Annotated in this window: 24 protein-coding genes; 10 read left to right on the top strand and 14 right to left on the bottom strand. The window is 41.3% G+C overall.

The window, feature by feature from the left end; genetic code table 11:
* Positions 1–2 precede the first annotated feature (2 nt).
* The 3 genes from mfd (at position 3) to B9T38_RS08310 (ending at position 5655) form a co-directional block, all read left to right on the top strand.
* A complete protein-coding gene (mfd, locus tag B9T38_RS08320) occupies positions 3–3461 on the top strand; it encodes a transcription-repair coupling factor (RefSeq protein ID WP_086196354.1) in 3459 nt (1152 codons plus the stop codon).
* A 233-nt stretch (positions 3462–3694) separates the two neighbouring features.
* Positions 3695–4129, top strand: a complete 435-nt coding sequence (locus B9T38_RS08315; RefSeq protein WP_086196353.1) for an HIT domain-containing protein — start codon at positions 3695–3697, stop codon at positions 4127–4129.
* A gap of 65 nt (positions 4130–4194) precedes the next feature.
* Entirely contained in the window at positions 4195–5655 is a 1461-nt protein-coding gene (locus B9T38_RS08310) for an adenylate/guanylate cyclase domain-containing protein (RefSeq protein WP_086196352.1), read from the top strand.
* A gap of 70 nt (positions 5656–5725) precedes the next feature.
* On the opposite strand, the gene fdx is transcribed toward B9T38_RS08310, so the two are convergent.
* The 8 genes from fdx to B9T38_RS08270 all read right to left on the bottom strand — a co-directional run bounded on the left by fdx (position 5726) and on the right by B9T38_RS08270 (position 11913).
* Positions 5726–6064 (bottom strand): ISC system 2Fe-2S type ferredoxin, encoded by a 339-nt coding sequence (gene fdx / locus B9T38_RS08305; protein ID WP_086174266.1) that lies wholly within the window; start codon positions 6062–6064, stop codon positions 5726–5728.
* A 13-nt stretch (positions 6065–6077) separates the two neighbouring features.
* The gene (hscA, locus tag B9T38_RS08300) at positions 6078–7940 is read right to left on the bottom strand and encodes a Fe-S protein assembly chaperone HscA (RefSeq protein ID WP_086196351.1); all 1863 of its coding nucleotides are present in this window, start codon (positions 7938–7940) and stop codon (positions 6078–6080) included.
* Between the two features lie 48 nt (positions 7941–7988).
* Entirely contained in the window at positions 7989–8504 is a 516-nt protein-coding gene (hscB, locus tag B9T38_RS08295; RefSeq protein WP_086196350.1) for a Fe-S protein assembly co-chaperone HscB, read from the bottom strand.
* 105 nt (positions 8505–8609) lie between these two features.
* Positions 8610–8930, bottom strand: coding sequence for an iron-sulfur cluster assembly protein IscA (gene iscA / locus B9T38_RS08290; RefSeq protein ID WP_086196349.1), 321 nt, complete (start codon positions 8928–8930; stop codon positions 8610–8612).
* Between the two features lie 38 nt (positions 8931–8968).
* Complete coding sequence (gene iscU, locus B9T38_RS08285) at positions 8969–9355, bottom strand: Fe-S cluster assembly scaffold IscU (protein ID WP_086174262.1); 387 nt, start codon at positions 9353–9355, stop codon at positions 8969–8971.
* A 105-nt stretch (positions 9356–9460) separates the two neighbouring features.
* Positions 9461–10678, bottom strand: a complete 1218-nt coding sequence (locus tag B9T38_RS08280) for an IscS subfamily cysteine desulfurase (RefSeq protein ID WP_086196348.1) — start codon at positions 10676–10678, stop codon at positions 9461–9463.
* Between the two features lies 1 nt (position 10679).
* Positions 10680–11153, bottom strand: a complete 474-nt coding sequence (locus B9T38_RS08275; RefSeq protein ID WP_086196347.1) for an Rrf2 family transcriptional regulator — start codon at positions 11151–11153, stop codon at positions 10680–10682.
* A 112-nt stretch (positions 11154–11265) separates the two neighbouring features.
* Positions 11266–11913, bottom strand: a complete 648-nt coding sequence (locus B9T38_RS08270; protein ID WP_086196346.1) for a hypothetical protein — start codon at positions 11911–11913, stop codon at positions 11266–11268.
* 190 nt (positions 11914–12103) lie between these two features.
* Here B9T38_RS08270 and B9T38_RS08265 point away from each other — a divergent pair, with 190 nt between their 5' ends.
* The 3 genes from B9T38_RS08265 to B9T38_RS08255 all read left to right on the top strand — a co-directional run bounded on the left by B9T38_RS08265 (position 12104) and on the right by B9T38_RS08255 (position 15003).
* Entirely contained in the window at positions 12104–12571 is a 468-nt protein-coding gene (locus B9T38_RS08265) for a phasin family protein (protein ID WP_086196345.1), read from the top strand.
* A 158-nt stretch (positions 12572–12729) separates the two neighbouring features.
* On the top strand, positions 12730–13002 hold the full coding sequence (gene hbs, locus B9T38_RS08260) for a non-specific DNA-binding protein Hbs (RefSeq protein WP_004651791.1): 273 nt from the start codon (positions 12730–12732) through the stop codon (positions 13000–13002).
* Between the two features lie 132 nt (positions 13003–13134).
* On the top strand, positions 13135–15003 hold the full coding sequence (locus B9T38_RS08255; protein ID WP_086196344.1) for a SurA N-terminal domain-containing protein: 1869 nt from the start codon (positions 13135–13137) through the stop codon (positions 15001–15003).
* Positions 15004–15062: 59 nt separating this feature from the next.
* On the opposite strand, the gene B9T38_RS08250 is transcribed toward B9T38_RS08255, so the two are convergent.
* Positions 15063–15935: a DUF2797 domain-containing protein gene (locus B9T38_RS08250; RefSeq protein WP_086196343.1), complete on the bottom strand. Its 873-nt coding sequence runs from the start codon at positions 15933–15935 to the stop codon at positions 15063–15065.
* Positions 15936–15969: 34 nt separating this feature from the next.
* Between B9T38_RS08250 and B9T38_RS08245 the strand changes: the two genes are divergently transcribed.
* Positions 15970–16440, top strand: coding sequence for a DUF6231 family protein (locus tag B9T38_RS08245; protein WP_086196342.1), 471 nt, complete (start codon positions 15970–15972; stop codon positions 16438–16440).
* Between the two features lie 103 nt (positions 16441–16543).
* Here the strand turns inward: B9T38_RS08245 and B9T38_RS08240 are convergent, their stop codons facing one another.
* Genes B9T38_RS08240 through B9T38_RS08230 form a run of 3 tightly spaced genes read right to left on the bottom strand, consistent with a single transcriptional unit; the run spans position 16544 to position 18509 of the window.
* On the bottom strand, positions 16544–17161 hold the full coding sequence (locus B9T38_RS08240; RefSeq protein WP_086196458.1) for an OB-fold-containig protein: 618 nt from the start codon (positions 17159–17161) through the stop codon (positions 16544–16546).
* Positions 17162–17178: 17 nt separating this feature from the next.
* A complete protein-coding gene (locus B9T38_RS08235) occupies positions 17179–17490 on the bottom strand; it encodes a Rieske (2Fe-2S) protein (RefSeq protein ID WP_171263213.1) in 312 nt (103 codons plus the stop codon).
* Positions 17491–17504: 14 nt separating this feature from the next.
* On the bottom strand, positions 17505–18509 hold the full coding sequence (locus B9T38_RS08230; protein WP_086196457.1) for an adenosine kinase: 1005 nt from the start codon (positions 18507–18509) through the stop codon (positions 17505–17507).
* A gap of 136 nt (positions 18510–18645) precedes the next feature.
* Between B9T38_RS08230 and B9T38_RS08225 the strand changes: the two genes are divergently transcribed.
* From B9T38_RS08225 to B9T38_RS08215, 3 genes are all read left to right on the top strand, one after another.
* Positions 18646–19095: a GNAT family N-acetyltransferase gene (locus B9T38_RS08225; protein WP_086196340.1), complete on the top strand. Its 450-nt coding sequence runs from the start codon at positions 18646–18648 to the stop codon at positions 19093–19095.
* Between the two features lie 368 nt (positions 19096–19463).
* Positions 19464–22403, top strand: coding sequence for an insulinase family protein (locus B9T38_RS08220; RefSeq protein ID WP_086196339.1), 2940 nt, complete (start codon positions 19464–19466; stop codon positions 22401–22403).
* Positions 22404–22427: 24 nt separating this feature from the next.
* A complete protein-coding gene (locus tag B9T38_RS08215; RefSeq protein WP_086196338.1) occupies positions 22428–23582 on the top strand; it encodes a phospholipase A in 1155 nt (384 codons plus the stop codon).
* Positions 23583–23641: 59 nt separating this feature from the next.
* Here B9T38_RS08215 and B9T38_RS08210 read toward each other — a convergent pair whose 3' ends face one another.
* Positions 23642–24982, bottom strand: coding sequence for a TrkH family potassium uptake protein (locus B9T38_RS08210; protein ID WP_086196337.1), 1341 nt, complete (start codon positions 24980–24982; stop codon positions 23642–23644).
* 3 nt (positions 24983–24985) lie between these two features.
* A complete protein-coding gene (locus B9T38_RS08205; protein WP_086196336.1) occupies positions 24986–25636 on the bottom strand; it encodes a potassium channel family protein in 651 nt (216 codons plus the stop codon).
* Positions 25637–25861 lie beyond the last annotated feature (225 nt).

Genomic DNA, 25861 nt, shown 5'->3' with positions numbered 1-25861 from the left:
ACATGTTCCAACAAGAAATTTCTCAACTCCATCTGCAACAGTTAAAAGCAGGCGAAAAACGCTGGGTCGGTAATTTACAAGGCTCATCTGCCGCTTTACTCTTCAAAGAAATTGCCACACAAAGCAAGCAATTATTCATTTTGGTGGCCAAAAATAATCAGCATTTGGGACAGTTGGAAAGTGAACTGGAATTTTACGGGATTAAACCGACGATTTTCCCGGATTGGGAAATTTTGCCTTATGACCGTTTGTCTCCCCATCAGGATATTGTGTCAGAGCGGCTTTCCATTTTATCCAATATGCCGAAGCAGGGCGTGCTGCTTTTATCTGCATCAACTTTGGCACAGCGTGTTGCACCGGCTTCATGGGTATTGGGCGAACATTTTGATATTCAAGTGGGACAGAAATTTGAACTGGAACAGCAAAAACTGCGTCTGATTCAGGCCGGTTATCATCTGGTCGATACCGTTTATGATCATGGTGAATTTGCTGTGCGTGGCAGCATTATGGATATTTACGCGTCCGGTCAAAGTGCACCCATTCGTATTGATCTGTTTGATGATGAAATTGAAAGCTTAAAGTTTTTTGATCCTGAAACTCAAAGAACAACCCAAACGCTACAACAGTTTTCTGTATTACCTGCCAAGGAGTTTCCGCTTAAAGAAGGACGCGCCACTTTCCGTGACCGTTATGCGGAAAAATTTCCCACAGCAAATCCGAAGAAAAATCCAATCTATCAAGATGCATTAGAAGGTATTGCCTCACCAGGACTGGAGTTTTATTTTCCCTTATTCTTTAGTAAAGAGGCGATGCAAACGCAAAGTACCCTCATGGCGTACTTACCTAAGAATGGCATTGTCATTACAGATAAGCATCTGGAGGAAGGGTTAACCAGTTTCTGGAAAGATGTGCTGCATCGTTATGAAGACCGCCGTCATAATGTCGAGCAGCCTATTTTGCCGCCGGAAGACATCTTTTTGCAGCCGAATCAGGTGCTGGAACAGCTGAATCAGTTTGCCAGAATTATTGCCTCAACAGAAACATTCGCTGAAAAAAGCGGTGTGATTAATTTCAATACGGAAATTCCACCGCGCTTACCAGTAGATCCAAAACAGGAAAAACCGTTTTCTGCGGTTAAAAAATATATTGATGCTGCCAATCATCCAGTCCTGCTGGTGGCTGAAAGTGCTGGCCGTCGTGAAACACTCAAGGATGCCTTGCGTCCAGCGCTGGGAGACATTCCCAATGTTGAAAATTATGCACAATTCAGAAGCTCTTTACATGCTATAGCCATTACCAGTGCACCGTTGGATCGGGGTCTGGTCATTCCTGATCAGCTTACCATCATCTCGGAAAACCAGCTCTATGAACATCGGGTGGTGCAGCGCCGCCGCAAGCGTCAGCAAGAAGTATCCGAAGAATTCCTGATTCGCAGTTTAACTGAGCTGAGTATTGGTGCACCTGTGGTGCATATCGATCATGGTGTGGGACGTTATGCTGGCCTAGTCACTTTAAGTATTGACGACCAGGAACATGAATTTTTACAGCTGGATTATGCTGATGCTGCCAAGGTCTATGTTCCGGTCACCAATCTGCATTTAATCAGCCGTTATAGCGGCGGCGATCCGGATTTGGCCCCCTTGCATAAACTGGGAACCGATGCCTGGAGCAAGGCAAAACGTAAAGCGCTGGAGCAAATCCATGATGTTGCTGCTGAACTGCTGCATATTCAGGCACGCCGTCACTCTAAACCCGGTTTTAGCTTTGAACTGGAACAAAGTTCATATATGCAGTTTGCCAGCGGCTTTGCCTATGAAGAAACCTTGGATCAGGCCAATGCCATTGAAGCAACCCTGCACGATATGCAGCTGGCTAAACCGATGGATCGTCTGGTATGTGGCGATGTTGGTTTTGGTAAAACTGAAGTGGCGATGCGGGCAGCATTTGTTGCGGTACAAAACAACAAGCAGGTGGCTGTTTTGGTTCCCACCACCTTGCTGGCACAGCAGCATTATGAATCGTTTAAAGACCGTTTTGCCGACTGGCCGATCCGTATTGAAGTACTGTCACGGTTTGGTTCAGGTAAATCACATAGCAAAACCATTGAAGACCTGGCTGATGGTAAAGTTGATATTGTGATTGGTACACATAAAATTTTGCAGCAGAATATCCAGTTTAAAAATCTGGGTCTGATGATTGTCGATGAAGAGCATCGTTTTGGAGTACGTGATAAAGAACGTATTAAAGCCATGCGTGCAGATGTCGATATGCTGACTCTCACCGCGACGCCAATTCCACGAACTTTAAATATGGCCTTTAGCGGGATGCGCGACCTTTCGATTATCGCTACACCGCCTGCACGTCGTCTGGCTGTGAAAACCTTTGTACAGGAACAGACCAGCGAGTCGGTTAAAGAAGCCATTCTGCGTGAATTGCTCCGCGGTGGACAGGTGTATTTTCTGCATAATGAAGTGGATACCATTGAGCGTACTGCCGAAAATATTCGTGAACTGGTGCCTGAGGCCCGGGTGGCGGTTGCTCATGGCCAAATGCGGGAACGTGAACTGGAGCAGGTGATGCAGCAGTTCTATCATAAAGAATACAATGTGCTGGTCTGTTCAACCATTATTGAAACCGGGATTGACGTTCCCAATGCCAATACCATTTTAATTGAACGCGCTGATAAGCTGGGGCTTGCCCAGTTGCACCAATTACGGGGCCGTGTCGGACGTTCACACCATCAAGCTTATGCCTACTTGCTGGTACCTTCAATCAAGGGGTTAAAGGGAGATGCTGAAAAGCGTCTGGATGCGATTCAGCGCGCATCGAATTTAGGGGCTGGTTTCATGCTGGCGACGGAAGATCTGGAAATTCGTGGTGCCGGTGAACTGTTGGGCGAACAGCAAAGTGGTTCCATGCAGGCGATTGGTTATAGCCTGTATATGGAAATGCTGGAAAAGGCCACCAAAGCCATCCAAAAAGGCAAAACCCCAAATTTCGATGCACCATTGTCCCTGATTGCGGAAATCAATCTGCATATGCCAGCCTTGATTCCAGATGAATATCTGGGAGATGTGCATCAGCGCCTATTGTTCTATAAACGCATCAGTAATACCGATACCCAGGAAAAACTCGATAATATCCGCATGGAGCTGATTGACCGGTTTGGTGTGCCGCCGCAGCCAGTGAAGCAGTTATTTGCTGTGCATCAGATTCGTTTGAAAGCGGAGCAGCTGGGCATTACCAAAATTGATATCAGTGCTAACGGTGGTCATATTGAATTTTCACCAGAAACACCAGTACAGGCCATCAGTATTATTCAAATGATGCAAAAACATCCGACCTTTTTCCGTATGGATGGCGGGCAACGACTGAAAGTCATAGTCATGCTGGAAGATTATCAAAAACGTATCCAGTTTATTATCGATTTATTGGACAGTTTATTGAAAGAAATTCATTGATTTGACAGGGAGTGCATAAGATTTATGCACTCGCTTTGCAATTTGTGCAGATTTTAAAAAATCGTGAGATGAAGCGCTTGATTTTTTAAAGAAATTTATTAAATTCGTGAATGTTCATGCATTGATTGCAAATAGTGGTTTATTTGTAATGAAACACATTGCATAGAATATTCACGCCCCATTGGATGTGATAGTATTAGCCATCATTCTAATTTTGCATAATTTATAAAGATATGTTTAGTTTGCATCCACAACTTGCTCAAGATACTTTTTTTGTAGGCGACTTTCCACTGTCAACATGTCGTTTAATGAATGATATGCAATTTCCGTGGCTCATATTAATTCCACGCGTGCCGGGCGTGAGCGAATTATATGAATTAAGTCAGGCTGACCAGGAACAGTTCCTGCGTGAATCGAGCTGGTTATCGAGTCAGCTTGCACGCGTATTCCGCGCAGACAAAATGAATGTGGCCGCTCTTGGGAATATGGTTCCACAATTGCATTTTCATCATGTCGTGCGCTATCAAAATGACGTGGCTTGGCCAAAACCAGTCTGGGGTACTCCAGCTATTCCTTATACCAATGAAGTTCTTGCACATATGCGTCAAACCTTGATGCTCGCATTGCGTGGTCAGGGTGATATGCCATTTGACTGGCGTATGGATTAATTCCAAGCCATTGAAAGCCATAGTATGGAATTTATGGTGTCAAGACTCGAATCAGGAGTGATTGAGTGTCATTAGACGACTGGATTAGAAAAGAACCTAGACAATTTGAATATTTCCATCGTTTGATGGGATATATGATGTTATCTTTACTCGTTACTGTCTACCATTACACGGCTTCTGACACCCAATACCAGATTTATATTCCTTTTTTCCTGTTGTTCATTTTTCTGATTACGCCGAGATTATCGACCTGGCTGCAGTATCGTTATAATTCCAATATAAAACGCAGTGTCTTGTTTATTACCGATGTAGTTGTTATTTCGGTTATTTTATCTGCTATTCATTTAAACCTGGTTCTGACTTTCATTTCACTGTTTGTCATTTTATATACCGCAATCACCAACAAAATTTCTTTTTTAGCTGTGTCATTGGCAAGCCTGATTGGAATCGCAAATTTTTATCTGTGTAATATTCTGATTTTTGGTTTTGGTGAGTATTTTGAACAAACCACTGGTGAGTTAACCGTTTTAGGTTTTATCTGTTTAATTACTTTTTTTGGTGTGGGCAGTTTTTATCAAAGCAGCCAGATTCAACATATCAGTAATCGTCGAACCTATTATTACGATCAAATGAATCGTTATATGGAGTTCGCAAATCAGCTGAGCCGATATGCACCTGTGCAGTTGTGGCAATCGATCATGAAGGGAGAATCGGAAGCCAAAATTGAATACAAACGTAAGAAAATGACCATTTTCTTTTCGGATATTCAAGGTTTTACCGAACTTTCAGAAACATTGATTCCTGATGATTTGGCCTTCCTGCTCAATGACTATTTAAGTCATATGACTGAAATTGCCAAGCAGTACGAAGCGACTGTCGACAAGTTTATGGGCGATGCCATCCTGATTTTCTTTGGTGATCCAATCTCGCAAGGGGTGGAACAAGATGCCAAAACTTGTCTGGACATGGCAATTGATATGCGTCAGCAAATGAAACTGCTGCGTGAACGCTGGATCAAGATGGGCTATCCGGCTTTGCATATCCGTATGGGAATTAGTACTGGTTACTGTCACGTAGGCAACTATGGCGCAGCACATCGTATGGCATATACCATTGTTGGACGTGATGCCAATCTGGCAGCACGACTGCAAAGTGCGGCAGCAGTCGATGAAATCCTGATTTCAGATGAAACCTATAATTTAATTAAAAATGACTATTTATGTGCGCCGAAAAAACCTATTACGCTTAAAGGGATTCACGGTCCGGTAAAGACCTGGCAAGTTATGGAAAAATATACCTCGCGTAAATCGGATTATCAGCGCTGGTTTGATTATGAGTACAAGGGTTTCCATTTGTTGCTGAATCTGGATGAGGTTCAAAATTATGAATATCCAGAGTTGATCCAAGTTTTGGAAAAGATGATTAAGCGGATTCAAAAACAGCAAAAATTGACCAACTCAGAAGGTATTGTTCGACTCAATCTGGAAGATGTGATTGAAGATGAGAAAAACGAGCAGTACCACTAAAAATCATGATTGAGATGATGTTTACAGATAAAAAACCACGCGATTGCGTGGTTTTTTATGAGCGAAAATCTTAATGATTTTCTGAGGCGTGATTGATGGTGTATTTAGGAATTTCGACTTCCAAATCTTCATCGACAATTTTCACTTGGCATGAAAGGCGTGAATCCGGTTCCAGACCCCAGGCACGATCTAGTAAATCTGCTTCTACATCTGTCATTTCTTCGAGGCTGTCAAAACCTTTGCGAACTACGACATGACAGGTGGTACAAGCACAAGACATATCACATGCATGTTCAATCTTGATACCGTTTTTTAACAGGCTTTCGCACAGGTTGGCATCCTGTTCAACTTCGAACTCGGCACCATTAGGGCAAATTTGCGCATGTGGAAGAACTTTAATACGTGGCATAATTTTTTCCTATTTATTGGTCCGAGTTTGACCAGTCATCAAGTTTAGTGCCTTTCAAAGCTGCATCAATATGTTGGTTCATGCGTGCAGCAGCAAAAGCATCACTGTGTATTTTAAGCTGTTCTACAGCTTGTTCAATCGCTTTGATATCGGTGGTTTCGAGTTGAGCCTCAAGTTGAGCTTTGGTTTGATTTAATGAGGCTAACTGTTCAGCAGTTAATAGCTGGGCATCCACTTTCAGGGCTTGTTCCAGTGCTTCCAGTTCACGTTTTGCTTCGACCTTGGTTTCTTGCAAATGACGAAGATGTTTATCTTCTTCCGCATATTTGAAACCATCAATCAGTAAGCGTTCGGTATCGGCATCAGATAAACCATAAGAAGGTTTAATGTCAATTTGAGCATGTACACCAGACGTGGTTTCCTTGGCAGCAACAGTCAACAGGCCATCAGCATCAACCTGGAAAGTCACTTCAATACGTGCCTGACCGGCAGTCATTGGCGGAATGCCATGTAAGACAAAGCGACCCAAACTACGGCAGTGTTCCACCAGATCACGTTCACCTTGTACCACATGAATCAACATGGCGGTCTGGCCATCCTGATAGGTGGTGAATTCCTGACGACGCGCCACAGGAATGGCAGTATTGCGTGAGATTAAACGCTCCACCAGACCACCCATGGTTTCCAGACCGAGTGACAATGGGGTAACGTCTAATAATAATGAACCATCTTTGGAGTTGCCAATGAGCTGATTCGCTGTAATAGAAGCACCAATTGCGACCACCTCGTCCGGGTTAATGGTGCATAGTGGTTCTTGATTGAAGACTTCACGAACAGCCTTTTGCACTGCATAAGAGCGGGTAGAACCACCCACAAGCACGACATTTTTAATGTCATCCAGCTCAAGTTTAGCATCACGCATTACGCGTTTACATACGCTGATGGTTTTGTCTAAAGCAACTTTAATAATGTCTTCAAATGTAGCACGGTCTAAAGTCAGAGCCTGATCTAAAACTTTCAGTTCAACTGACTCGGCATCTGACAAGGCTTCTTTGGCTTTACGTGCAGAAACAATAAAATGTGCATATTCGGCATCATCTAAGGTCTCAATATTCAGTTGTTTTTTAGCCCATTTCACAATCAGGCGATCCAGGTCATCACCACCTAAAGCAGTATGTCCGCCAGTCGCTAAAACTTCGAATACACCTTGCGAGAAACGCAGGATAGATACGTCAAAAGTACCGCCACCCAGGTCATAAATCACATAATTTTGATCGTGAGCCAGATTGGTTTCCTGGTCTAGGCCATAAGCCACAGCCGCAGCAGTAGGCTCATTCAGTAGACGTAAAACATTTAAACCGGCCAGTTGGGCAGCATCACGTGTTGCCTGACGTTGTGCCTCATCAAAATAGGCTGGAACAGTGATTACAGCACCATTCACTTCATTTTTTAAACTGTCTTCAGCACGGTCTTTCAGCTGTTTTAGAATTTCTGCAGAAATCTCGACAGGAGTTTTACGGCCTTGTGCAGTTTCAAAAGCAGGCATCTGATTGTCTTCACCCACCAAAGTGTAAGGGTGCTGGAATTTGATGTCTGTTTTGGAACGTCCCATAAAACGTTTCACGGAGACGATGGTGTTTTTAGGATCTGTAGTAGTAAACGGCTTTGCTTCATCACCATAATGGGTGGTGTTATGGCTGTAGTGAACAATAGAGGGAAGTAACACTCGGCCTTGTTCGTCGTTCAGAACTTTAGCTTTACCGGAAAGTACTGTGGCAACCAATGAATGCGTCGTACCCAAGTCGATACCAATTGCAATGCGGTGTTCATGCGGTGCACTTGATTGACCGGGTTCTGCAATTTGCAAGAGAGCCATGGTGTTACATCCTTAGAACTAAAAATTAAAAAATAAAATTAAAGCGAATTAAAAATCATCATCTAAATCAAAGCTGTCATCATCCAGAAAACGATCTTCAGCCTTGTCGATGTCAGCCATGACTTTAACAAAGAAACGCAATTTGCGAACGGTATCGCGAGCTTCGCCCCAGTCTTCATCTTCATAGTCAATTTTGAATTCACGGACTAAACCGTCAATCCATTGCTGAACTTCATGCTTTAATGAAGTCAGTTCGTCAGCTGATGCAGCTTCATCCAGCTGTTCACGAATTTCTAGTGCAGACTGTAAAAACTCGAAATCTCCAATCGATTGATCCAGATGATAATCTTGTTTTTTAAGACTCAAGAGATAAGCGGCGCGGCTATCAACATTAGATAAAGCCTTGAATGCCTGGTTGATCTCGCTTGATTTAATCAGGGCCTGATCTTTGTCTTCGGCTTTATCTGGATGATATTGTTGCTGCAACTTTAAAAATTCATTTTTTAATGCTGCCAAATCAATATCGAGTGCTACAGGGAGGTTGAACAGCTCAAAATGATTCATGGGAGATTGGATCCGCGATAGATATGCAAAAGTGACTGCTATAAATGCAATTAAAACAGTGCATTTTACACTGTTTTAATCATCAAAAGAGAGAGCATGGAGTGGTTAAACGGTGAAAGATTCACCACAGCCACATTCGCCTTTTTTATTCGGGTTGTTAAATTCGAAGCCTTCATTGAGACCGTTTTTCACGTAGTCCATCTCCATACCTTCAAGATAAACCAGGCTTTTCGGGTCAACAAAAACTTTAACGCCAAACTGCTCAAACATCTGGTCATGGGTATCGACTTCATCGACAAATTCGAGTACATAAGCCAAACCAGAGCAGCCTGAAGTTTTCACACCAACGCGAATGCCTTCACCCTTACCACGATTCTTTAGGTAATTGCTGATATGAGTTGCAGCATTTTCAGTTAAATGGATCATGAAAACTCCGTTAATCTTTGATCAAAAACTCGAAACACTTAAGCTTTTGTTTTTTTGCTGCGATAGTCTTCAACAGCAGCTTTAATCGCATCTTCAGCCAGTACAGAACAGTGTACTTTTACTGGAGGTAAAGCTAGTTCAGTTGCAATGTCAATGTTCTTGATTGCTTGAGCTTCGTCCAGAGTTTTACCTTTTAGCCATTCAGTCACAAGCGAGCTAGATGCAATCGCAGAACCACAACCATAAGTTTTAAAGCGTGCTTCTTCAATCACACCTTCATCATTCACCTGAATCTGAAGACGCATGACATCACCACAAGCCGGTGCACCTACCATACCTGTACCAACATTTTCAGCATTTTTGTCTAAAACGCCAACATTACGAGGGTTTTCGTAATGATCAATTACTTTTTCGCTATAAGCCATGATGCTTCTCCAAACCTCGGGGTCAGCCTTAAGATTAATATGGGGGTGAAATTACGTTTATCAATGAGATAGCTTTAAATTTTAAAGCTATCTCCAGATCATGAATCAGTGTTCAGCCCATTCAACAGTGGAAAGGTCGATACCTTCTTTATACATATCCCAAAGCGGAGAAAGTTCACGTAATTTCTCAACAGCAGCTTTAGTGATTTCAAGAACGTGATCGATATCTTCTTCAGTAGTGTATTTACCGAAGCTGAAACGGATTGAACTGTGAGCAAGTTCGTCAGAAAGACCGAGCGCACGAAGTACGTAAGACGGTTCAAGAGTTGCAGAAGTACATGCTGAACCAGAAGATACAGCTGCATCTTTCAATGCCATCATCAATGATTCGCCTTCAACAAAGTTAAAGCTGACATTCAGATAGTTTGCAACGTTGTAAGTAGGATGACCGTTTAAGAATACTTGTTCCAGACCTTGTAAACCGTTCCATAATTTATCACGGAGGATACGTAAACGGGCTTGTTCAGCTTCCAGATTTTTGCCTGCAAGTTCAAATGCTTCACCCATACCTACGATTTGGTGGGTTGCAAGTGTACCTGAACGCATACCGCGTTCATGACCGCCACCATGCATTTGTGCTTTAAGGCGTACACGTGGTGAGCGACGAACGAATAACGCACCGATACCTTTAGGGCCATAAATTTTGTGAGCAGAGAAACTCATTAAATCAACTTTTAAAGTTGAAAGATCAATCTCTACTTTACCTGCAGCTTGAGCCGCATCAACGTGGAAGAAAATTTTCTTGGCACGGGTAATTTCACCGATAGCTGCAATGTCAGTGATGGTACCAATTTCGTTGTTGACCATCATCAGGGAAACAAGAATGGTATCTGGACGAATAGCGGCTTCAACCATTTCAGGGGTAATTAAGCCTGTTTGTGGTTGTGGCTCAAGATAGGTGATTTCAAAACCTTCTTCCTCTAATTCACGGCAAGTATCTAAAATTGCTTTGTGTTCAATTTTACTGGTGATGATGTGTTTGCCTTTAGACGCGTAAAACTGAGCCACACCTTTGAGTGCCAGGTTATCAGATTCTGTGGCACCTGAAGTCCAAACAATCTCGCGTGGATCTGCTTTGACCAAGTTCGCAACTTGTTCACGTGCATATTCTACTTTTTCTTCAGCCTGCCAACCGTAAGCATGAGAACGAGATGCAGCATTACCGAAAGTACCGTCGAAAGTTAAGCACTCCATCATGCGTTCTGCAACTTGAGGGTCTACAGGAGTGGTTGCTGCATAATCAAGATAAATCGGACGTTTCATGTCAAATACCTGTAACCGATAAAAGGGCTGAATCAAATGATGCTGTATTTTGGCGAATGGAAACGGTTTGAACGTTGTCTCGTGCGACCAGATCAGCAAGGGTGATTTTTGCTAAATAATCGGCAATGTGGTGGGAGAGTTCTTGCCATAAATCATGAGTCAAGCACATTGCACCATTCTGGCAATTACCTTTATGATCACAACGTGTTGCATCAACTGCTTCGTTTACAGCTTCAATAATTTCTAATACTGTGATTTCTTCAGCGCTACGAGCCAGGTGATAACCACCGTTGGCCCCACGAACACTAGAAACTAAGCCGTGGCGCTTGAGTTTCGCAAATAACTGCTCAAGGTAAGCAACAGAAATACTTTGACGAGCTGCAATTTCAGCAAGCGTAATCGTTTGTTCAGTTGGCTGCAAAGCTAAATCAAGTAGAGCAGTCACTGCGTAACGACCGCGAGTAGTAAGACGCATGATTCGATACACATATTAAGACTAGATGAATTGATTTTATGAATCCTGACTAAAATAGTCAAGTTTTTTTATTGGTCTTTAAATTATTTTGTTTTATAGGAAAATTATATGTTTATACAATCCAGTAATTATATACTAATAACGCAACTAATAGCACGATAATTAGACTAAAAGTGACATTCACTCTTTTTTGTTTTTGTTGCATACGCCGAATGCGATTCTTATATTGTTTGACTTCTACCTCTAAGGTATTGATCTTTGAACGTTGCTGGTCAATTTTTTCTAATAGGGGAGCAATACGCTTTTTGGAAGAAATAACTTCCTGTTCATCAGCGGGTTGGCTGAGCCACTGTTTCCAGTCGGATAAAACTTTTGGAAAGCTGAACAGCAAGCTTAAATCTCGAAACTCATCTTTTAAGGTACTGTCACCATCAATACGCATTTTTTTAATACTGCGGCGATTGGCAAAGACAAATACTTTAATTAAATCCATGAGGGTAGTGCGGATATCCAGATCGACTACTTTCTCGGGAGCTTTGCTGTCAAAGAGTATGCCTTGTTCAGTGAAAACAACATAAAAATCGAAATAAGGCAAATAGCTGTTAATTTTAATGGTGATTTTTTGGTCTATAAATTTTTTAGCCTGCAAGCCAACGACCCGATCATGGTTTAAGATGAAGGTAAAGATTGTTTCTAAAACAATCATGGTCATTGTGAGCAACAAATGCGGTTGATTCTGACCTTGTTGCGATTCACTCATAAAACTTAATCCTTACCTGAAAGGAGCATCCTATGCTCGAAAATGTGTTTCAGGACTTATAACAAATATATTAATCTTGCTTTGTAGAACAGTTTAGCAAATCGATCAAGTATTTAATTTGCTATTATAGCTGTATTTTTTGAGTAATTATATTCAAGTTGTATAGAAAATAGGCTAGGAGATGGCGGGTATGGATAAATCAAAAACAGATCAAGAGATTGATCAACTAAAAAATGAAAATCCTGATAAAACAAAGAATAAATTACGTTCAGGCCGTAAGTCGGGTCTGGATTTTCGTAAATATACTCAACAAATATGGCTTGCGGGTTTGGGTGCTTTTTCACGTGCAGAAGAGGAAGGAAACAAATTCTTTGACTCTTTAGTCAAGGTGGGGGAGGAGCTGGAATCTAAGACCACTGAAATTGCCGATCAAACCGTAGAAAAAGTCTCGGAAAAAGCCAAAGAATCGGTCAATGATACCAAAGATAAGGTGGAAAAATTGCTCGACCATAGTGTTAACCATTCTTTAAACAGAATTGGTTTGGTCAGGGTAAAAGATATTCAACATTTAGAAAGTCTCATATTACAATTACATAACAAGGTCGATTGTCTTATTGAAGAAAATAAAATACTCAAGGCACAAATATTAAAAAAATGAAACTTTTTGGCTTTTTCTGCATTTTTCAACAATTTTTTTCGCAATTATTTTGTAGAAAAGCCTATTCAGAGTATTGCGTTTTGCCCCAAAGCATTGATATAAAGGTGTTATGGAATCCTTAGACCTTAAATAAACGATATTAAGAGGACGTAATCTTCATGAATAAATCAGAATTAATCGATGCAATTGCAGAGAAAGGGGGATTGTCTAAGACTGATGCAGGTAAAGCCTTAGATGCAACTATTGCTTCAATTACTGAAGCACTTAAATCTGGTGATACTGTTACACTTGTTGGTTTTGGTACATTTAACGTTAAAGAACGTGCGGCACGTACAGGTCGTAACCCGCAAACTGGTGCAGCTTTAGAAATTAAAGCAAGCAAAGTACCAAGCTTTAAAGCAGGTAAAGGTTTAAAAGATTCTGTAGCTTAATCTTTTTGAAAGCCTATCAACGCGCCCTATATGGCGCGTTTTTTATTAATAATGCCGATTTACAGTCTGAACGCATTCATTCAAAGCAGGTTTTCGGGTAAAATCGCCCACAAATAAAATATTGGAATACTTATGGAATCTTTTCGTAAAGTTATTAAAGGTTGGTTGGGCAAAGCTTTGCTCATTTTGTTTTTGACCCCTTTAGCACTTGTAGGTATTGAAGGATATTTTAGCGGTGGAAAATCTGAAGACACGGCAAAATTGGTCAATGGCCAAGAAATTTCTAAAAAAGAATTAGAATCGCTGAGCAAAACATTTAAAGAACAATACCTGGCTTATGCCAATGGCGACGAAACTTTACTGAATCAATCTTTTATCGAAAATAAGGCGATGGAGAGTCTAGTTGCTCGTACCTTGTTATTACAACAAGCGGAAGAGTTGGGTATTTCTTTGAGTGATGCACAAATTGAACAAATGATTGCCCAGCAACCGAGCTTTCAGGAAAGCGGTAAGTTTTCTGAAGCCTTATATTCAAATTATTTACGTTCAGTGGGTATGACCAGTCAGGCTCTGATTGCAAACTTGCGTAAAGACCATGCCTTAAAAATGGTGACGTCAACATTTATGGATTATGCATTGGTGAGCAAGCTTGATATTCAACAAATTGCCAATTTGCAAACTGAACAACGCACCTTGCATCTTGCCAGCATTAAACTGGATGAATACAAGAAAAATATCAAAGTCACACCTCAAGATATTGCTGCTTACTACAACAAGCATCAAAATGCATTTAAGCAGGTAGCCAGTGTGGACGTTGATTATGTTGTGCTCACACCAGCCAATGTTGCACCAGCGAATACTCAAGTGACAGATGCTGAATTGCAGCAAGCTTATAGTGCATTTGTTGATGCACAAAAGAAAAATGCTCAGCCATTGGTAAAACATATTTTAATTACCGTAGATACCCGTTCAGATGCTGAAGCGAAAAAATTGGCCACTGAAGTCGCTGCGAAAATTAAAGCAGGTATGTCTTTTGCCCAAGCGGCGGCACAGTATTCGGATGATACTGAATCGAAGACCAAGGGCGGTGTGGTAGAAGCTTATGCCAAAGGTGTGTTTGGTGATGCATTCGATCTAACTGTTGCTTCTTTAAAACCAGCACAAGTTTCAGCGCCGGTTAAAACCCAGTATGGTTATCATTTAATTGAAACAGAAGCAGCTGCTGTGAAGTTGCCTTCATTTGAAACTGAAAAACCACGCCTGTTAGCAGAGTTGCAAAAGAACAAAACGGCGAATTCATTTTCAGATGCTGTAAATAGCCTGAATGAGTTGGTTGTAGGTAGCGATGCACTGGATGTGGTGGCTCAGGAAGTTAAGGGTGTGACAGTTCAATCTGTGAAAGGTATGACCCTGTCTACACAGCATCCTATACTGAGTGATGCCAATGTCAAAGTTAAGCTGTTTAATGATGATGTGAAAAATGGTGATCGCAATGCTTCTAGCAGCATTCAAATGGCAAATGGTAATACCGTTTGGGTGAAAGTGCGTAACTATCATGCAGCTGGAGTACAGACTTTGGCTGAAGCAACGCCACGTGTAAAAGCCAAACTGATTGAACAAAAAGCAGTTGATGCAGCTAAAGCGAAAATCCAGACAGCATTGAATAACTTCAAATCGCAACCGGCTGCTAGCGCTTTGGCACAAAGTCAGATTGCTTTTGAAAGTGCCGGTGTATTTGCACGTTCTCAAGGCTTGAAACGTGAGATTGAACGTGCGGCATTCAGTGTTCCGGCACCGAAAGCAGGCATGTGGTCAGTGACAACTGCTTCATTGCCAGATGAGTTGGTGGTAGTGGCTGTGTCAAATGTGAACAAGACCACGTCGAATGCCTTAACCAATGAACAATTGGGTGAATTGTCCAAGCTGTATCAACAGCTTCGCGGTCAGCAGGAACTGGATGATTACACGCAATATCTAAAATCACATGCGAAGATTAAGTAATCTTAAGTGAAATAAAAAAACCTGCGTTAACGCAGGTTTTTTTATGGTTGAATTTAAAGTTATTCAGCACGGATTTTTAGTTCATAGCCTGAATATTTGCGGATATTAATGACACCGGTATCCAAGATTAGATATTGTCCTTTAATGCCCAGTAATTTGCCACGAATAATCGGTGTTTTATCCAGATTGTGCGACTTGATTTTTTCAGGATATTGCTCGACTGGATAGACAAACTCGCGTGGCAGCTCATCTTCCATGACTTCAATCGTTTCATTGAACTCGAGGTTCTGATTAAATTCATCACGAATGGTCTGAATTTTCGGTGCAAATTCTTCCAGTAGCTGTTCACGTACCTCAATTAAATTGAGCGGTTCAGCTTCGCCTTTGAGCAGTTTACGCCAATCGGTTTTGTCCGCTACCTGTGTTCCAAACATAATTTCCAGTTGGCCTGAGAGACGGCGCGAACCCACTTTCATAATGGGTAATGCCTGTGTTGCACCCTGATCCAGCCAGCGTGTTGGCATTTGTCCAAGACGGGTAATGCCGACTTTTAATGCGCTTGAATTGGCCAGATAAACAATATGGGGCTGGAAACAGACCTCTTTGGCAAAGCTGTCCTCACGGCAAGTCCCGAGGTGATAATGACAGGTTTCCGGTTTCATAATACACATGTCACAAGACGCTTTGGTTTTGAAACATTTAAAGCAATGACCCTGCGAAAAGGATTTGCTGGTTTTACTACCACAAGATACACAATAGATATTACCTGTCCATTCAATCTCGATTTCTTGGCCTAAATTGAATGGTAGATCAACTTCTGAACGATCTAGAATAAATTTATATTCAACATTTGCCTTGTGTGTATGTCGATCAGTTACACTAAGGTCCTTAAGACCTGCATGCATTTTATGGCAAATGCCTTGTAGTTCCATACAAAATACTCTCTTCAATAATAAGGATGCAGTTATGGCTGAACAAAATGTCATTACTTCAATGCTAGACGATTTATCCAACGAACAGCCTATCCAAACTGCATTATGTATTGGTCAAAATATTGCGCAATACGACAATAATCAATCAATTCAATGGCACTATTTTAACGTAACTGAGTTTTTAAATCTGCCTTTTACCCGGCGATATGATCTGGGTTTTGTAGTGATGGATTCACAAGAGTTGGCTGTACTTTCTGATGTGCAGAAGTCTCAGCTGTTAGTGAGATTGCGAGACCTGATGGCAAAACGAATTGTTGTGGTGAGCCGGTTGCAAGATGAAAAATTATTGCGCGCTTTGGGCTTTACCCAGCTCATTGATAAAACCCGTCATGACAGTGATTTTGCATTGTGGCAATTCAATATTTTAACGTATAAGCATGTGCCTGACTGGTTTAACTCCAAATTCTGGGCAAACCCTGAAAACTGGAATAAATTTCGCTGGTAATGTATGGGCTTTTTGCAAATTTTAACAGCAGGAGGAGAGAGTCAGTCGTTATGAGTGAATTCTAATGATTTAATGTTCAATTTGACGGTAGGGTAAGGCAAGATTATTGTGAATTTTCCATGCTAAATAAATTATTGGATTTTGAAATTTTTTTAGCAATATAGTGGGACTTTTTTAGGCGGATTAAAATAATCTGCGATTGAAATTCCAGTTCGCCAAATTCAGGCTCGACCTGGACATAATGTAATTGACCAAAACTGTCCCGTACCCGTGCCTGTGCGGAAAATCCCGGACGCGCATTGCCACTGGAAATGGTCGCCAAACGTCCCAGCAGACTGACCTGTTGTTTAGTAAGCGTTGGCTTGATGACCTGGTCAAGACAATGAATCATAAATACAGTGAAAAACACCGCAATGATCAGTGCCGGGATCATCAGATAATAAGCAGGCAAGAATGCCTTCTGCTGTGCAAATACACAAAGTTGCAGAAAATAGCCTGCGAAACTGAAGTTCATCAGTAAAAACACCACAATTAGTGTTTTGGAGAATTTGACATTGAGTAGAGGGGAGTCGGTAAGTTTCTTTGGATAAAGGGTTTTTAGAAACTCAGTCGGACGAATATTAAAGTAATAGCCAATGGTTTCTGCCATGCTGAGTAAAATTAAAGCCAGTAAACTTAAATGAAACGGGATTAAGTTATAGTTTTGTAGAAACTCAAGCATGGCAAATTCCATAAGTTTTATTCTTCTTTCAGGTAAATTCCACCATCAGAATGCACATTAATCTTTACTTTTTCAAGTGATTGTCCTAAGCAGGGACCAGAAATACATTCACCGGTTTCAACCAGAAACAGGGCTCCATGAGTGGAGCATTCAATATATTCCTGATCACGATCTAAAAACTGGTTTTCCAGAAATTCCAGTTCGACCTGTAAGTGAGGGCAGAGATTTTGATAGGCAAAGAATGAACCATCACGTTGGGTAATGAAAATATTGTCACCATTTGGCGTTTCGTATGAACGTGCTTCACGTTCAGGGATTTCTTCCATCATGGCAATTTTAATCATTATGCACATTCCTTGTGGAAGTTATTTAATAATTCTGCATAACTTTCTACACTCAGGCGTGGTCCAAATTGTGAAACCACTTCACTTGAAATCAAGATTGATAATTCAGCAGCCACTTTAAGGCTTAAACCTGCATTGAGTGCATACAGGAACGCACCTGCAAAGGCATCACCAGCGCCATTGGCATCTACCGCAGTCACCTTACGACCAGGAACTTTCAGGATTTGCTCAGAATCGGAAATCAAAGCACCTTCAGCTGATAATGTAATGACAGTGTATTTGCTTTTTAATTGCAATTTAGCCAAAGCTGCTTCAATTGAATCAGTTTCCGTATACATTAAAGCTTCATGATAATTACAAAGCAATAAATCGACACCATCATCCAAAAGCTCATCCAGCCCTTGACGCGCATATTGCACCATTGCTGGATCAGAAAGGGTTAAGGCAATTTTTACCCCATGTGCTTTTGCAATTTCACGGGCTTGTTTAACCGCTTGTCTTGCAGTGTCGCTAGTGGACAAATAGCCTTCAATATACAGCCATTTTGCAGTTTTTAAGGGTTCAAAATCGATTTGTGCTTCACTCAGTTCAGCGGTAATACCAAGGTAAGTTTGCATGGTACGTTCAGAATCTGGACTCACCAGAACCATACAGGTTCCAGTCACGCCCTCACTGACGGATTGTGCTGCAGTTTGAATGCCGGCATCATTTAAGCCTTTCAGGTAAATCTGACCAAGTTCGTCGTTACCCACGCGGCAAGCATAAAAGGCTGTGCTGCCTAAAGCACTAAATGCAACGGTGGTATTTGCAGCAGATCCACCTGATGCTTGACCTTTGTATACTTGCGTTTCTTTTAAATTATTATATAAATTTGCTTGCGTTTCACCATCAGTCAACTGCATAGTGCCTTTTTGCAAATTTTGTTGAATCAGGAAATCGTCAGAGACTTTAAATTCTTGGTCGATTAATGCATTACCAATTGCAAAAAGATCAACAGTTGTCATGTCTTTCATTCACATTTAAATTAAAACGTTAAGTTTACACCAATGCTCATGATTGCTGTAGATTGATGAATAAAATTCAATATAGAGTCAATTTATTCGTTCAAAATACTATATAGGACAGAATAAGGAAGGTTAGATGAATATCACGATTGATAAAGCTGAGCAATTACCTGAACAAATCAAGGAATTAGCCAAGCAGGCACAGAAAGAAGGATTTCAGTTTGTTGATCGATTGATTGAAGAGTTCGAAAGTGGCAAGAACCGGTTTGATCAACCTGGTGAATTTCTGCTGTTGGGCTATGATGATGACAAGCTTGTGGCTTGTGGCGGTTTAAACCAGCAGTGGAATGAAAATGAAATTGATGCGCGTATTGGGCGGGTGCGTCGTTTTTATGTATTACCGAAATACCGCAAGCATGGTGTGGGCAAGCAACTGTTACAACAGCTGGAAAAAGAGGCACGTGCCAACTTTTCAGCATTGTGCCTGAATACAGATACTAAAAATGCAGCGCATTTTTATCAAAAGCAAAACTATGTGTTTGTAGAAAATCATCCTAACTACAGTTATTTCAAATATTTGATCTAGTTTTTATTTTCACTTATGACACCGTTAAGTCTGAGTAGGCTTGATGGTGTCATAATGAAGTTATTTTTTAAATGCTATTCATTATTCAGATATTAGTCTAAATTGATAATTAAAAATTATTTCAACTTAATCTCTTGTTTGTTGCATTCATCGCTTTGTTTTCCACTATTTTTTGAATACCTGTCTGACCCTTATCTTGAATTCATTTTTGATAAAGTTACATTAAAAAATTCCGAAATCTGATTGAAATATTCCGTGATTTAAAATGGACCAAAATGCTTGGAATTTGGTAACTGTACAAATCCAAATAGTGCAATATTCAGGTATAATCAAAACCATCTTATAAATATTTAAATGTTGGAGATCACATGACTGTAGATGTCACTGAAACCATTTCTCAAACTGTTCATCCTGCGTTTCAGTTGATCCGTCAACACCATGTTGAAGCCCTAGATATTCGGGTGTCTGAATATAAGCATAAAGCCACGGGTGCTATACATTATCATCTGGCCAGTGATCTGGATGAAAATGTCTTTCTGGTGGCATTTCGTACCCAGCCCATGGATTCAAAAGGTGAGGCGCATATTTTAGAACATACTGCGCTTTGTGGTTCGGAAAAATTTCCGGTCCGTGACCCATTTTTCCTGATGATTCGTCGTTCGCTCAATACCTTTATGAATGCGTTTACTTCAGCAGACTGGACCGCCTATCCTTTTGCCACGCAAAACAAAAAAGACTTCCAGAACCTGCTGGAAGTGTATCTAGATGCTGCTTTTGCTGCCAATTTAAATGAACTTGATTTTGCTCAGGAAGGTATTCGCATTGAGCTGGAAAATGGCGAACCGGTTTATAAAGGTGTGGTCTTTAATGAAATGAAAGGAGCAATGAGTTCTCCTTCAGATCAGCTTTATCATCAATTGGCGCATCATTTATTCCCGCATACTACCTATCATTACAATTCCGGTGGCGATCCTAAGAATATTCCGGATTTAACTTACCCTGAGTTGGTTGATTTCTATAAGTCACATTACCATCCAAGTAATGCGGTATTTATGACTTTTGGCAATGAATCGGCTTATTACTTGCAGGAACAATTTGAAACTTTAGCCTTGTCTAAATTTGAAAAAGGTCAAACTTTACATTCAACACCCGAAACCCGTTTAACTGTACCGCTTGAAGTCACAGAAAGTTATGCTGTAGATGCAGAAGACCTGAAGGATAAAACCTATCACGTGATTTCATGGCTGTTGCCGCAAGCCAGTGATATTAAATTGCGCTTGGGGATGCGTCTGGTTGAAGGGATTTTGCTGGAAGATTCAGCTTCGCCCTTACGTCATTACCTTGAAACCTGTGATTATGCACAGTCTACCGGTCCAATTATGGGCGTAGATGATTCCAACTTTGAAATGACCTTCTTCTGTGGTGTGCAAGGTTCAAATCCTGAACATGCCCAGGAATTTAAAGACGGTGTGTTTAAGGTTCTTGAAGAAGTTGCTTCTAAACCGGTTGATGCTGAAATGGTGGATGCGATTTTGCATCAAATCGAATTACATCAGCGTGAAATCAATGGCGATGGCATGCCGTATGGTTTAAGCCTGATTTTAAATGGATTAAGCAGTGTGATTCATCACAGCGATCCGATTCAGGTCTGGGATGTAGACACGGCGATTGAACAGGTGAAAGAAGAACTCAAAGACCCAATGTGGTTGTCCAACCTGATTAAAGAATATCTGCTGGATAATCCGCATCGTGTACAGATGACTTTGGTGCCGGATGCCACAAAATCTGCCCGGGAAGCTGAAGCGGAAAAAGCGCGTCTGGCTGAAATTGGTGCCCAACTCACTGATGAGCAAAAAGCGGAAATCATCAAGCAAACCGAAGCATTAAAAGTCCGTCAGGATACGCCGGATGATTTGAACCTGTTACCGAAAGTCGGTCTGGAAGACGTTCCTGCAGACTTGCACATCGTCCAAGGTCAATTGCGTGAAATTATCAGCAATAATTTAGACACGCCTTTGAATCTGTATCATGCCGGAACCAATGGCATTTACTATCAACAGGTGTTGGTAAAAATTCCAGATCAGGTGGTTCAGTCGCCATATTTCAATTTACTTTCAATTTTGCTGGGTGAAGTTGGTGCGGGTGAATACGACTATCTGGAACTGCAACAACTGCAAACTGCGGTGAGTGGTGGCGTGGGGATGGGTGCATCTCTACGTTCAAAATATGATGATAAAAACAAGATTAGCGCATGGCTTACGTTGACCACCAAATCATTGGTGAATAATTTTGAAGCCATCCGCCTGTTGAAACTGGCATTTGAACAACTGCGTTTTGATGAAAAAGACCGTATTATTGAATTATTGCAACAACGTAAAACACGCTGGAATTCACGTATTTCCGGTTCTGGTCATAGTTATGCCATGCAAATTGCAGGGCGTAACCACAGTGCTTTGGCACAGCGTGACTATCAAAATACCGGTCTGGGTGCGCTGAACTGGTTAGGCGATTTGGTAAGTAAAATTGAAAGTGATGAAACTGCTTATAATGCATTAATTGCAGAATTAAAAGCCATTCATCGTTTACTTTTACAGGCACCAAAACAATTCTTGCTGGTGTGTGAAGAACATCAGTCCGATCGTTTGATTGAAGAAGTGCAAGACGTTTGGGACAAGTTAGCTATTGATAAAAGTCCGGTAGAATTAACTCAAATCATCACAGAAAATAGCAATAATGACGAAGCTTGGCTGATTCAAGCCAATGTTCAATTCTGTGCTGCTGCTTATGCTGCAGTAGAGGTTTCTCATCCAGATGCTGCACCTCTCATGGTCTTGGCTGCTTATTTGCGTAATGGCTTCTTGCATAGTGCAATTCGTGAAAAAGGCGGGGCGTACGGCGGTGGAGCAAGCTACGATGGCAATGCCTGTTCGTTCCGTTTTTATAGCTATCGTGATCCACGTTTGGCAGAAACTTTTAAAGATTTTGACGCCAGTCTTGACTGGTTGCTGAATACAGAACACAAACCGCATCAACTGGAAGAAGCAATCTTGGGCTTAATTGCAAGCATGGATAAACCGGGTTCTCCTGCCGGGGAAGCCATTACTGCCTGCTATGCATTATTGCATGCACGTACACCTGCAGTGCGCAAGCAATTACGTGCACGTTTACTTGCTGTAACTCTGGATGATTTAAAACGGGTTGCAGAACAATATTTGGTTCAGCAAAAACCAGTCAAGGCTGTGGTTGCACCCGTAGCTAAGCGTGAAGCGCTGCTTGAACTTGGTTTTGATATTAAGCAAGTGAACTAAAGATATCATTTGAGGTAAAACCCTATGGCGTTCAAAACGCTTGAACGCACTACATTGCAACTGAGCATGATCATGCTCAGTTCTTTGTATGCGGCGAGTATTCATGCACAAAAACCAGAATCTCTCATTACACCCGCAAGTCCGGAAGCATGCGTGGCATTAGAGTCCAATGCGGATCGTCTGGCCTGTTATGACACTTTGTTCAAGGTGCCTGAAACAGAAAAAACGGCACTGGTGTCTGAACGTCAGGCAGCCAATCAAATTGCACCTGCACCGACTGAGCCAGAAACGATCAAAGAAAAAATCAGTCATGGGATGAGTAATGTCTTTGCAGTTGAGGGGCCAAAAATTGATCCCAATACGTCTTTGCTGGACAAGCGTTGGGAGCTGTCTTCTGAAAGTAAACTTGGAACCTGGAATATTCGTGCGCACCAACCGGTTTATCTGCTTCCAGGATTCTGGACTTCAGACAAAAACGAACGTCCTTTCAGTCCGAATGAAAATAACACGGTACAGGTGGGTGATGAGCAAAACCTGAAATCGATGGAAGCGAAATTCCAGTTGTCTTTAAAAACCAAAGCAGTTGAAAACCTGTTTGGTGATAATGGCGATATCTGGCTAGGTTATACCCAGTCATCACACTGGCAGGTTTATAATGCAGATGCCTCACGTCCTTTCCGTGAAACCAACTATGAGCCTGAAGCCAGTCTAGTTTTTCGGACCAATTATGAAATTTTGGGCTTAAATGCACGTTTACTAGGCGTGACCTTTAACCATCAGTCCAATGGCCGTGCCGATCCTTTATCACGTAGCTGGAACCGTATTATTTTTAATGTCGGTTTAGAACGCGACAACTTTGCATTGATGCTACGTCCTTGGTATCGCATTGAAGAAGATGCAAAAGATGATAACAACCCAGATATTAAAAACTATATTGGTCGTGGTGATTTAACTGCATTCTACCGCAAGAATGATCATGAATTTTCCCTGATGCTGCGTCACTCGCTAAAAGATGGTAATGATGCGCATGGGGCTATGCAGTTTGATTGGGCATTCCCGATTAGCGGTAAATTGCGTGGTCATTTTCAATTGTTTGATGGCTATGGTGAAAGCCTGATTGATTATAATCATCGAGCCACTTATGTCGGTTTAGGTGTATCCTTAATGAATTGGTATTAAAATTTATCCATGAATGATAAAAAACCACTCTGTATGAGTGGTTTTTTATTGAATCGGGTTTAACCAATTTGAATATCTGCCGGTGGATGTTTTAAACGGCTTTTTTTCGGGGTGGCAATCAGGTAGGCTAGAGTCAGTGGCCCCAAACGCCCCGCAAACATCAGTAAGATTAACGCAAACAGACTTGCCGGCTGTAATTCACTGGTAATGCCACGTGATAATCCTACCGTACAGGTGGCAGAAACTGCTTCGAAGAGTAAATCCAGGAAGTTTTTGCTGGGCTCCAGAATAAGAAGCGTAAATAATCCTAAAAATATCAGTATGGCCGTAATGGAAACCACGGCTAAGGCTTTAAATGAGGTGGTTTTAGAAACTGAGTGATTGAATACGGTTAATTCTTCCGAGCGTCGTAAAAAAGTGATCACAGTTAAGACCACAATAATAAAAGTACCCACCTTAATACCGCCAGCCGTGCTGAGTGAACCGCCACCAATAAACATCAGGATCATGGTGACTAAGGTGGAAGCATCGGTCATGTTTGCCATTTCCAGGCTGTTAAAACCGGATGAGCGCGGAACGGTGGCATGGAACCAGGCGTTTAGGGCTTGATCACCCAGGCTCATATTCGCCAGGGTTAGGGGATTGTTGGCTTCCAGTGCCCAAATTACGATAAAGGCAAATAAGTTTAAACCTGCAATGGTAGAGAGTATTAATTTGCTATTGGCACTTAATTTTTTCCAGCGACGAGTGCGCTGGATATCCATCAGCACGACAAAGCCAATTCCACCAATAATATAGAGCATACTAATGGTAAAGGTAATAAAGTAATGGCCTGCAAAACTCATTAAACTGTTTGGGAAAAGCGAGAAACCACCATTATTAAAAGCCGAAACACTATAAAAAGCCGCGTAAAAAAAGGCGCGGGAAAACTCGTATTCTGGCATCCAGGCAATAGTTAAAATCAATGTGCCAATCGCTTCAAAAAACAGGGAATATAACAGCACCCCTTTAATGGTGAATGACACTTTAGCCAGGCTGGTTTGACCAATGGTTTCCTGCGCCATCATTTGCTGTTTGAGCCTGATATTGGAAGAAAGGCTCAGTGCAGCCAGTATGGCAAAGGTCATAAAACCTAGGCCGCCGCTTTGCAATAACAGCATAATGACGACCTTGCCAAAGGTGGTATAGGCGTCTCCGACATTGACTACAGACAGCCCGGTAATAGTCACGGCAGACGTTGAAGTAAACAGGGCATTGAGCCAGCTTAATTCACCATGATGTGAAATCGGGAGTTTGAGCAATAAAGTTCCGACAACGATAAAGCTCAAGAAACCCAGTGCCAGTAAACTGGGTGGGCTTAGATTGACCGTATTTGGATTTTTGTTTTGCGCTTGGTTCATATTTTATTTAAACCGGGCAGACAGTTTTCTTAAGGGTTCAATTTCACCTTCCACGACTAAGATATCACCTTCTTGCATAATTAAATTAGGATCAATGTTATATGAAACCTCTTTGCCGCGTTTGTGCAGAATCGTTTTAATTTCAGGAACATGACTCATAAGCTGATGAAAACGTTCTCCCTGCTGACTCTTTTTAATTTCAATTTTAACGATGAAATGATTGTCTTCTAAACCCATATAACGACTGACCATCGGGTAGCTTAATGACTGGGCAACCCGATTACCCATATCTTCTTCAGGATGAATGATTTTATTCACGCCAAGATGAGTCAAAATCATGTGATGGGCTTGTGATTTGGCCTTAGCCCAAATTTTTTTAATACCCATATTTTTTAGATGTAGGACACATAAGATGCTAGCTTCTATATCTTCGCCAATAGCCACCACCACGGCTTCACAGTTTTGAATATTCAGTTCTTTGAGTACATGTTCATCTGTGGCATCGGCAATGACTGCATGAGTCAGCTGATCAGAAAAGGTTTCTACATATTTTTTATTGCTGTCTATACCAATCACATCATGGTTTAACATGGCTAATTTGGTTGCGACGGTTGCACCAAAACTACCCAAACCAATCACTGCAAACTGTGCCATGTGTTTTTAATCCTAATTCGTTTTCAATTTTTACATCATATTTCAACGACTATGATGCCACTAAATTTTAGAGTTTGCGTGTTAAACTTTAGCTTAAGTATTGAATAACGTCATTCAACTGAATTCTAAACAGGAAATGATTAGCTCAAAATTATAAAACAGCTCATGTGCAGCTTTTGATTGATGTGATTTGTCTAACTATTTTTTTAATAATGAGAGTTAAAT

It is taken from the genome of Acinetobacter sp. ANC 4218 (assembly GCF_002135245.1).
Classification (GTDB): domain Bacteria; phylum Pseudomonadota; class Gammaproteobacteria; order Pseudomonadales; family Moraxellaceae; genus Acinetobacter.
The sequence above is the reverse complement of the archived record's forward strand: the minus strand, read 5'-3'. Positions and strand labels throughout refer to the sequence as shown.